This window comes from Amycolatopsis sp. NPDC051102, from assembly GCF_040682815.1.
GTDB lineage: Bacteria > Actinomycetota > Actinomycetes > Mycobacteriales > Pseudonocardiaceae > Amycolatopsis.
Genome location: NZ_JBFBBT010000018.1, coordinates 178,592 through 188,267, shown reverse-complemented (window position 1 = coordinate 188,267; position 9,676 = coordinate 178,592). Strand labels below are relative to the sequence as shown.

Here is a 9,676-nt window from a genome sequence, read left to right as displayed (position 1 = left end):
GCTCGTCGGGCATCCCGCCACCGTAGAGAGCCGTACCGGGGAACTCACGCGGTTTTCGGGCCGAGGCCGAGCAGCTCGGGGCGGGCCGCCAGTTCACGACGCCGGCCGGAAGCGCACTGCCTGGCCTGGCCGCAGCTGGGCCGCCAGGTCGAGGTCGTCCTCCTCGACGACCGCGAGCACCGGGTAACCGCCGGTCGTCGGGTGGTCGGCGTGGAACAGGATCGGCCGGCCCGACGGCGGGACCTGCACCGAGCCCGGCACGCACGCCTCCGACGGCAGTTCGTCGTGACGCGCTCGCGAAAGGGCCGGCCCGGTGAACCGGATGCCGACGCGGTCCGAGTCCGGGGAGACCGTGTACACAGTGGACAGCAGGTCGTCCGGGGACGTGAACCATTCGCGACGCGGTCCCGGTGTCACGCGCAGCACCGGATCCGCCGGCAGCGCCGCCCGCGGCGCCAGGTCCACGACCGGAAACGCCCGTGGTGGCGGACCCACCGGCAGCAGCATTCCGGCCGTCAGCGGCGGCGGGCCCAGCTTTCCGAGCGTGTCCGTCGCGCGGGAGCCGAGCACCGGCGGTACGTCGATCCCGCCGCGCACCGCGACGTAACACCGCAGCCCGGAGGTGGCCGTGCCCAGCGCCAGCTCCTCCCCGGGCCGCAACGTGATCGGCCCGTTCGGGCCGCCCTTCGACAGCGGGCAGGCCGCGCCGGTGACCGCCACCGTCGTGAGGGCCGACGCGCGCAGCACCAGCCCGCCGAGCGTGACCTCCAGCGCCGCCGCCCCTTCCGGGTTGCCGACCAGCCGGTTGGCCAGCCGGAACGACCCGCGGTCGGCCGCGCCGGAGCGGCCGACGCCGAGGGCCGCGTGGCCCGGGCGGCCGAGGTCCTGCACCGTCGTCGAAAACCCGGGCCGGACGACTTCGAGCTTCACGACGGCACCGCCGTGAAGCGGACCCGCGTGCCCGGCGGCAGCAGGTTCGGCGGGTCGCGCTCGACGTCCCACACCGGCGCGTCGGTCCGGCCCAGCAGCCGCCAGCCACCCGGCGACGCGCTCGGGTAGACCGCGCTGTATTCGCCGGCGATCGCCACCGAGCCCGCCGGGATCCGCGTGCGCGGCGACGACCGGCGCGGCACGTGCAGGACCGGGTCCGACCCCGACAGGTACGCGAAGCCCGGCGCGAACCCGCAGAACGCCGAGACATACCTCCCCGCGGTGTGCCGCGCGATCAGCGAACCGACGCTCAGCCCCGTCTCCGCGGCGACGTCGGCCAGGTCTTCGCCGTCGTACACCACCGGGATCACCACCTCGCCCGCGTCCGTCACCGCACCGTCCACAGGGGACACCTGGCGCAGCAGCGCCCCCAGCCGTTGCGCGTCCGTCACCGCAGGGTCGAAGCGGACCAGCAGCGTCCGGGCCGCCGGGACCAGCTCTTCGACGCCGTCGGGAGCCAGGCGGGACAACGCCGTCTGGTAGCCCAGCACGTCGGCGGTCTCCACCAGCACCGCGCGCCGCCCGCACGGCAGCAGCCGGACGGTCATCCGGTGAACGCGGTGAGGGAGACGTCCGCGGCGGCCAGGCCGTCGCGGATCCGGCGGGCCAGCTCCACCGCACCCGGCGTGTCCCCGTGCACGCACAGGGAATCCGGGCGCAGGTCGAGCTTGCCGCCGTCGGCCGTCACGACACCGCCGCCGGTCGCCATCGCCACCGCCCGCTCGGCGACCGCCGCGGCGCCGTGCAGGACCGCGCCCGGCTTCTTGCGCGACACGAGCCTGCCTTCGGCGGTGTACGCGCGATCCGCGAACGCCTCCGCGTACGCGACGACGCCGGCTTTCTCGGCCTCCCGCTGCATTTCCGAGTCCGGCAGGCAGAGCAAGGCCAGTTCGGGGTCGTACCGGCGGAGGCCGTCGACGATCGCCGCCGCCTGCTCGACGTCCACCGCCGCGGTGTTGTACAACGCGCCGTGCGGCTTCACGTACGTCACGCGGCTGCCCGCCGCGCGGGCGAACGCGTCGAGCGCGCCGATCTGGTAGAGCACCTCGTCCGCCAGGTCGTCCGGGGCGATGTCGAGCGCGCGCCGGCCGAAGCCGGCCAGGTCGCGGTAGCCGACGTGCGCGCCGATCGCGACTCCGCGCCCGGCGGCCAGCTCGCACACCCGCCGCATCACCGACGGGTCGCCCGCGTGGAAGCCGCACGCGATGTTCGCGCTGGTCACGATGTCGAGCATGGCTTCGTCGTCGCCCATCTTCCAGGCGCCGAAGCCCTCGCCGAGGTCGCTGTTCAGATCCATTTCACCCCACCCGGTATTCGCTGTCGTACCGATCGGTGATGAACATGTACCCCGGCGCGTGCGTGATCGCAAAAGGCGGCCGCGACGCCATCAGCGCCGCCTGCGGGGTGACCCCGCAGGCCCAGAACACCGGGACGTCCCCGGGTTCGGCGTCCACCGGGTCGCCGAAGTCGGGCCGGTCCAGGTCCTCGATGCCCAGCGCGCGCGGGTCGCCGATGTGCACCGGGGCGCCGTGCACGGCGGGCATGGACCGGGTGATCCGGATGGCGTCGTCGACCCGGTCCTCCGGGATCTGCCGCATCGACACGACCATCGGCCCGAACAGCCGCCCGGCGGGCTCGCACTGCCGGTCCGTCACGTACATCGCGACGTTGCGTCCCTGGTCGACGTGCCGCAGCGGGACGCCCTCGGCGACCAGCGCCGTCTCGAAGGTGAAGCTGCAGCCGATCGAGAAGGCGACCATGTCGCTGCGCCACAGGCCGGTCGCGTCGGACACCTCCCCGGCCAGCACGCCGTTCTGCCAGATCCGGTAGCGCGGCAGGTCGGTGCGCAGGTCCGCGCCCTCGGCGAGCCGGGTGGCCGGGTCGCCGGGGTCGGTGACGTCGAGCAGCGGGCACGGCTGCGGGTTGCGGGTGCAGAACAGCAGCACGTCGTAGGCCCAGTCCTCGGGGACGGCGATCAGGTTGGTCTGGGTGAAGCCGTTGGCCCAGCCCGTCGTGGGGTGGGCGACGCCGCGGCGGAACACCGCGCGCGCCTGTGCCGGGGTGTAGGTGGCCGGCTGGTCGAAGGTGGTCATGGTTACCCCCGCAGTCAGTCGACGAGTTCGATGCCCCGGGTCTCCGGGAGGCCGAGCAGGGCGAGCACGGCGATGGCGTAGCCGGCCGCGCCGATGACGATCGCGCCGCCCGCGCCGAGGAAGCCCACGATCGCCGGGAAGATCGCCCCGACGGCCCGGCCGAAGTTGTAGGTGAAGCCTTGCCCGGTGCCGCGCAGCGCGGTCGGGTACAGCTCGGCGAGGAACGCGCCGAAGCCGCTGAAGATAGCGGACATCGCGAAGCCGAGCGGGAAGCCGAGGATCAGCACGAGCCCGTTGGCGCCCTTCGGGATCTGCGTGTAGGCGACGATCAGCGCGGCCGACAGCACCGCGAAGGTCAAGAAGGTCTTCTTGCGGCCGAGGAGGTCGGTGAGGTAGCCGCCGCAGACGTAGCCGACGAACGCCCCGGTGATGAGGAAGGCGAGGTAGCCGCCGGTGCCGATCACGGTCAGGTCGCGCGTCTTCTTCAGGTAGGTCGGCAGCCAGGTGTTGATGGCGTAGTACCCGCCTTGGACACCGGTGGACAGCAGGGCCGCGAAGAACGTCGTGCGCAGGAGGTCGCCCTTGAAGATCTGCGCCAGCGTGCCCTTCGGGCGTTCGGTCTTCAGCCGCTCCTCGGCCCGCGGCGCGTCCTTGACGCTCTTGCGCACCCACAGCACCAGCAGCGCCGGGAGGACGCCGGTCCAGAACATGATCCGCCACGCCAGGTCGTCGCTCGCGACGCTGAACACGACGGTGTAGACGATCACCGACAGGCCCCAGCCGACCGCCCACGCGCTCTGCACGAACGCCACGGTCCGGCCGCGGTACTTGGCCTGCGAGTACTCGGCGACGAGCGCCGCGCCGGCCGCCCACTCGCCGCCGAAGCCCAGGCCCTGCAGCGCGCGGAAGATCAGCAGCGTCTCGAAGTTGGGCGCGAACCCGCAGAGCACGGTGAAGATCGTGTACATCGCAATGGTGATCTGCAGGGTGCGGACGCGGCCGATCCGGTCGGCCAGCATGCCCGCCCCGACCCCGCCGATGGCCGACACGACCAGCGTCGTCGTGCCGAGCAGGCCGGCTTCGCCGCTCGAAATGCCGAAGTACGCGGTGATCGCGGCCAGGCCGAGCGGGAGGGTCTGGTAGTCGAACGAGTCCAGGCCGTACCCGCCGAACGCGCCCGCGAACGCGCGGCGCCCGCGTTTCCCGAGCGTGCGGAACCAGTCGAACGGCCGGGCCTCGGTAGCGGTTGTGGCAGTCATGGGCACCTCCTGGCCAGTGTCTCTCATCGTGGCGTGCCTCACACGGTAGGGATTGTTGAACAATTCCACAAGATGCCAATTGGATCGTCCCCCGGGTGGCGGGTAGCCTGGTGATCGTGGTCATCGAAGACAGCGGCGCCACGGGCCTCGAAGCCGACCGCGGCCTGGTCACGCGCAAGAGCACGGCCGAACGGGTCGCCGGTGTGCTCCGCAACCGCATCGCGGAGGGCTTCTTCCTGCCCGGCGGCCGCCTGTCGGAGCAGGACATCGGCAACGCCCTCGGCGTCTCGCGCAACACGCTGCGCGAGGCGTTCCGGCTGCTCACGCACGAACGGCTGCTGGCCCACGAGCTCAACCGCGGGGTCTTCGTCCGCATCCCGAGCGTCGAGGACGTCGTCGACATCTACCGGGTGCGCAAGATCATCGAGTGCGCGGCGGTCCGCGGGGTGCGGGCCAAGCCGGCGTCCTTCGCGCGGATCAAGGAGAAGGTCGAAATCGGCGACGAGGCCGCCCGCACCGGCAACTGGAAGGACCTCGGCACCGCGAACGTCTGGTTCCACCAGGAGCTGGCCGCGCTGTCGGGCAGCGAGCGGGTGAACGAGCTGGTCGGACGGCTGACCGCCGAACTGCGGCTGGTGTTCCACATCATGGCCGAGCCACGGCGCTTCCACGAGCGCTACCTGCCGCGCAACCACGAGATCCTCGACCGCATCGAGGCCGGCGACGGCCCGGGCGCGGAGCAGCTGCTGATGAAGTACCTCGAAGACGCGGAGGAGCAGCTGGTGGGCGCGTACGCCGATCGCGCGGAAGCGGCCCGCGCGGCCGTCGCGGCGGCGGAGTAGGCGGGGCGTTCGGGCAGGCTTGACGGCCGGACGGCCCGAGCACGAGCCGGACGCGACACCCGGTCGATAACCTCGGAGGGCGGTTCCGTCGCCGGAGACCCCCAGCGGCCGGCGGGACCCGACGCTGCCGGGTCGCCGCTTCCCCAGGGCGTTGCGGCCCGGCAGCCCGAAACGCACGATGGCCCGGCCGGAACCCCGGCCGGGCCATCGTGGTGCCGCTGTCAGCCGGCGTAGCGGGCGAAGATCCGCGTGAAGTCCCACGCCTGCTGGGAGACGCCCGAACAGGTGTCGTTGTTCGGGTAGGCACCCGGGCAGGGGCGGTCGCGGTTCGCCGACCAGAACGTCAGCCGGGCGAGGTGGTGCGCGTTCGCGTAGCCCAGGATCGCGTCGAAGTCGGCGAGCGTCACCGTCTCGCTGTTGTCGGTGATGCCGTTCATCGACGAGATGCCCATGTGCCGGTAGGCCGTGTCGTCGTCATAGCCGTACGCGCTCTTGACGACGTTCTTGAGGCCCTCGGCCGCCCGTTGCGTCAGCGTGCCCATGTTCTGGCCCGCCCCGCCGAAGTCGAACGGCATGATGACCCAGCCGTCGACCGTGAGCCCGGCCTGCGCCGCGCGGTTGACCAGGCTGTTGTCCGGGCCCGACTGGCCGGTGCCGAAGGTGACGTACAGCTTGATGCCCGGGTTGTTCGCCCGGACCGTCTTCAACGCGTCGACCGTGCGCTGCTGCACCGTGGGGTTGCTGTAGGCGTCGGCCTCGATGTCGATGTCGATCGCCTTGAGGCCGTAGGCGCTGATCACCTTTTGGTAGGCGGCCGCCAGCTCGCCCGCGCTGCCGCAGGAGGACTCCAGCTTGTTGCCGGAGTAGCCGCCGAACGACGGGATGACGTCGCCGCCGCCCGCGCGGACGGTGGTGATCGTGCCCTGGTCGACGCCGCCGGTGAGCGCCCGGCCGCCGTCCCACTGCGGGTTGCAGTAGCCGTTGGACAGGACGAACGCCAGCGTGAACCACTTGACGCCGGTGGCGTTCATGATCGTCGCCGGGTTCGGCGGGTCGCCCCAGCCGTTGTAGAGGTACGGCGCGACGGCCATCGCGCCCGGCGTGGGCGTCGTGTTCCCGCCCGGCAACGTCCACTGCTGGTTGGCCGTGCTCGCGCACGTCCAGATCTGCAGCCGCGTCCCGTTGGCGCTCGAGTTGCCGGTGGCGTCGAGGCACTTGCCGGACCCGGTGTTGACCAGGTTCTTCGCCGCGTTCGCCGTCCACTTCTGGGCGCCGGAGCCGTTGCAGTCCCAGAGCTGGACGGTGGTGCCGTTCGCGGTGCCGGCGCTCGTGACGTCCAGGCACTTGCCGAGCGCCTGCAGGGAACCGTCGCTGCCCACTGTCCACTGTTGAGCGTTCGTGCCGTTGCAGTCGTAGAGCTGGACGGCGGTGCCGTTGGCGTTGCTCGCGCCGGCGACGTCGACGCACTTGCCGCCGAGGCCGGTGATCGGCCCGGTCGCCGCCTGCGCGACGCCCGGCACGAGCACCATCGCCGACGCGGCGGCGAGCGCGCCCAGTGTTGCTGTCACCTTCATGCGGGCACGTTCCACTTCTGGTTGGCGGCGCCGGTGCAGGTCCAGATCTGCAACCGGGTCCCGTTCGCGCTGGAGCTGCCGGTGGCGTCGACGCACTTGTTCGAACCGGCGCCGACGAGGTCCTTGGCCGCGGTGGCCGCCCACCGCTGGTTCGCCGTCCCGCCGCAGTCCCAGAGCTGGAGCTGCGCACCGTCCGCCGTGGACTGTCCGGTGACGTCGAGGCACTTGCCGAGCGCGCGGATGGTGCCGTCGGTGCCGACGGTCCACTGCTGCGCGCCGGAGCCGTTGCAGTCGTAGAGCTGGACCGCGGTGCCGTTGGCGCTGCTCGCGCCGGCGACGTCGATGCACTTGCCGCCGAGGCCGGTGATCGGGCCGGTCTTGCCGGTGCCGCCGCCGTTGCCCTGCGTGCCGTTCCAGGTGAAGGTCGCCGACGTGCGGCCGGGCAGCGTGTAGGTGAACGACGAGTTGCCCCAGTTCACCCGCACGCTCTGGTTGCCCGTGCCGGAGTTGTACGCGATCAGCGCCTTGGAGCCGTCCGGGTTCTTCCAGGCGACGTTGCGCACGGCCGAGCTGTCGTTCGAGTCGATCCGGTACGCGCCCGGCTTCACGAACTTCGTCAGGTGGCCCATCGTGTAGTACTCGACGGTGTAGTCGACCTGCCCGCTGCGCGAGTCTCCGTTGTGGACGGTGATCAGGCCGGTGCAGGTGCTGCAACCGCCGTTGTGCGGGCCCATGTTCTGGTCGACGCCGAGGCTCCACTTGACGAAGCTCTTCGACCAGTTCCGGGTGTAGTCCACGATGTTGTTCATGTCTTCGGCCTGCTGGTTCGAGATCCAGGTGCCGCCGGAGTGCTCGGTCGAGTAGGCGTTGACGTTCGGGTACTGGTTGTGGACGGTCGTCTGCTGCGCGATGTCACCGCCGTAGCCGTGCCACGCCACGCCACCGAAGTTGGGGTGGTTGCGGATCGCCGCGTCGTCCATCGTGGGCGCACCGTAGGACGCGTAGGTGTCCCAGTTCCAGTCGAGCGCCAGCACCTTTGTGGGCAGTCCGGCGTTCTGCAGCGCCGGCAGCAGGTTGTTCTTCGCGAAGTACGCCAGGCCCGCGCCGTTCCAGTTGGTCGAGGGGTAGCTCGAGCAGCACGTCGGCTCGTTCTGCATCGAGACGTAGTCGATCGGCACGCCGGCGTCCCGGTAGGCCTGGAGGTACTTGACGAAGTACTGGGCGTAGGCCGGGTAGTACTGCGATTCGACCCAGCCGAGCAGGTAGCTGTCGTTGTCCTTCATCCACGGCGGCGCGCTCCACGGCGACGCCATCACCTTGACCTGCGGGTTGAGCTGCCGGGCCTGCTTGGTCAGCGGCAGCACGTCGGCCTGGTCGTGGGCGATGGAGAAGTGCGTCAGGTTCGGGTCGGTCTGGCCGGCCGGCATGTCGTCGAAGGTGTAGCTGTAGCGGGCCAGGTCGGACGCACCCAGCGGGTTGCGGATGAAGCTCAGCCCGATGCCGTTGTTCGGGTCGAACAGCTTCCGCATCGTGTCGTCGCGAGTGGACTGCGACAGCGCGCCGCTGGAGTTCATCAGCCAGGCCGCGGTGTCCGTGAAGGACGCTCCGCCGCCTTCGAACTGCTGGTAGGTGGTGTTTTCGTTGACGTTGATGGTCACGCCACCGGTGCCGGTGCCCGCGGCGAACGTGACCGGCGTCTGCTGCTGGAGGCCGCGGGTGACCGTCCGGCCGCCGGCGTCGCTGGTGGTGGTGAGCCAGACGTTGACCGTCTCGCCCGCGGCCTGCGCGGGCGCGGCGAAGGTGGCCGCGGCGAGCGCGGTCACGCCCGCCAGGGTGAGGAGTTTTCTCATGGGAGCGTCCACTTCTGGTTCGTGCCGGTGCCGCAGGTCCAGATCTGGAGCCGGGTGCCGTTGGCGCTGGAGTTGCCGGTGGCGTCGAGGCACTTGCCGGAACCGGCGTTCACGAGGTTCTTCGAGCCGTTCGCCGTCCACTTCTGAGCGTTGCTTCCGTTGCAGTCGTAGAGCTGCGTCGGCGTGCCGTTGGCCGTGCCCGCGCTGGTGACGTCGAGGCACTTGCCGAGTGCCCGCAGGGTTCCGTCGCTGCCCACTGTCCACTGTTGAGCGTTCGTGCCGTTGCAGTCGTAGAGCTGGACGGCGGTGCCGTTGGCGTTGTTCGCGCCGGCGACGTCGGCGCACTTACCGCCGATGCCGGTGATCGGCCCGGCGGTCCCGGCGGGCGGGGTCGTCGTGCCGCCCGCGAACTGCGTCGCGACCTGCTCGCCGAGGCTGACGGCGTTGGCGTGGTTCTCGATCGGGTCGACGTGCGTGTTCGGGAACACGATGTACGTCACCGGGCCTTCGGTGCCGCCGTTCTTCGGGTCGGGGTTGATGCCGAGACTGGCGGCGGTCGCGTAGGACGCCTCGCCGATGATGCTCGTCGGGCCGGTGTCACCGACCACGGCGTAGGTGACCTGGTTGTTGTAGATCACCGCCACGACCGAGCCGCCGTCGATGCCGTAGTTGCGGTAGTCCCAGGTGGACGTCGGCTGCGGCAGGACGATGTAGGGCAGCTGCGCCGCGTTGAGCGGCTGATCGGCGGAGGTGTGGAACGCGGTGTCGGGGTAGAAGCAGCAGTCGGTGTTCTCGTTGCACTGCGTGGTGCGGACGCCGTCGCAGTCGACGTCCATGTCGGCGGTGAAGAACACCGCGCCGTTGCCCTGGCAGACGGGCACGGTCGCCGCGCCGCCTTCGTCGAAGGAATACTTGCCGTTCGAGATCTGTTGACAGCTCTGGGTTTTCGCGAGCAGCTGGCTCGCGGACGGGCCGGCGTTGACCGCCGCCTGGGCGGAGCCGGTGGTCAGGGAAAGCGCTAACAGGGCACACCCCATTAGCGCGACGAGAATTCGCCGCACTGGGTTT

At 70.9% G+C, this 9,676-nt stretch carries 9 protein-coding genes; 1 reads left to right on the top strand and 8 read right to left on the bottom strand.

Annotation, left to right across the window (positions count from 1 at the left end; translation table 11 throughout):
• Window positions 1-93: 93 nt before the first annotated feature.
• Genes AB0M93_RS36390 through AB0M93_RS36370 form a run of 5 tightly spaced genes read right to left on the bottom strand, consistent with a single transcriptional unit; the run spans window position 94 to window position 4,342 of the window.
• A complete protein-coding gene (locus tag AB0M93_RS36390) occupies window positions 94-930 on the bottom strand; it encodes a biotin-dependent carboxyltransferase family protein (protein WP_364282515.1) in 837 nt (278 codons plus the stop codon).
• The gene (locus tag AB0M93_RS36385; protein ID WP_364282512.1) at window positions 927-1,538 is read right to left on the bottom strand and encodes an allophanate hydrolase subunit 1; all 612 of its coding nucleotides are present in this window, start codon (window positions 1,536-1,538) and stop codon (window positions 927-929) included. Before AB0M93_RS36385 ends, AB0M93_RS36390 begins: the two co-directional genes overlap by 4 nt.
• A complete protein-coding gene (locus tag AB0M93_RS36380; RefSeq protein ID WP_364282509.1) occupies window positions 1,535-2,287 on the bottom strand; it encodes a 5-oxoprolinase subunit PxpA in 753 nt (250 codons plus the stop codon). The genes AB0M93_RS36385 and AB0M93_RS36380 overlap by 4 nt, the downstream gene beginning before the upstream one ends.
• Window position 2,288: 1 nt before the next feature.
• Window positions 2,289-3,083, bottom strand: coding sequence for a putative hydro-lyase (locus AB0M93_RS36375; RefSeq protein ID WP_364282507.1), 795 nt, complete (start codon window positions 3,081-3,083; stop codon window positions 2,289-2,291).
• A gap of 14 nt (window positions 3,084-3,097) precedes the next feature.
• Window positions 3,098-4,342 (bottom strand): MFS transporter, encoded by a 1,245-nt coding sequence (locus AB0M93_RS36370; RefSeq protein ID WP_364282504.1) that lies wholly within the window; start codon window positions 4,340-4,342, stop codon window positions 3,098-3,100.
• A 116-nt stretch (window positions 4,343-4,458) separates the two neighbouring features.
• Here AB0M93_RS36370 and AB0M93_RS36365 point away from each other — a divergent pair, with 116 nt between their 5' ends.
• A complete protein-coding gene (locus tag AB0M93_RS36365) occupies window positions 4,459-5,184 on the top strand; it encodes a GntR family transcriptional regulator (protein ID WP_364282541.1) in 726 nt (241 codons plus the stop codon).
• A gap of 221 nt (window positions 5,185-5,405) precedes the next feature.
• Here the strand turns inward: AB0M93_RS36365 and AB0M93_RS36360 are convergent, their stop codons facing one another.
• Genes AB0M93_RS36360 through AB0M93_RS36350 form a run of 3 tightly spaced genes read right to left on the bottom strand, consistent with a single transcriptional unit; the run spans window position 5,406 to window position 9,669 of the window.
• Window positions 5,406-6,758, bottom strand: coding sequence for a ricin-type beta-trefoil lectin domain protein (locus AB0M93_RS36360; protein ID WP_364282501.1), 1,353 nt, complete (start codon window positions 6,756-6,758; stop codon window positions 5,406-5,408).
• Entirely contained in the window at window positions 6,755-8,608 is a 1,854-nt protein-coding gene (locus AB0M93_RS36355) for a ricin-type beta-trefoil lectin domain protein (RefSeq protein ID WP_364282498.1), read from the bottom strand. The genes AB0M93_RS36360 and AB0M93_RS36355 overlap by 4 nt, the downstream gene beginning before the upstream one ends.
• Window positions 8,605-9,669, bottom strand: a complete 1,065-nt coding sequence (locus tag AB0M93_RS36350) for a ricin-type beta-trefoil lectin domain protein (RefSeq protein ID WP_364282496.1) — start codon at window positions 9,667-9,669, stop codon at window positions 8,605-8,607. Before AB0M93_RS36350 ends, AB0M93_RS36355 begins: the two co-directional genes overlap by 4 nt.
• Window positions 9,670-9,676 lie beyond the last annotated feature (7 nt).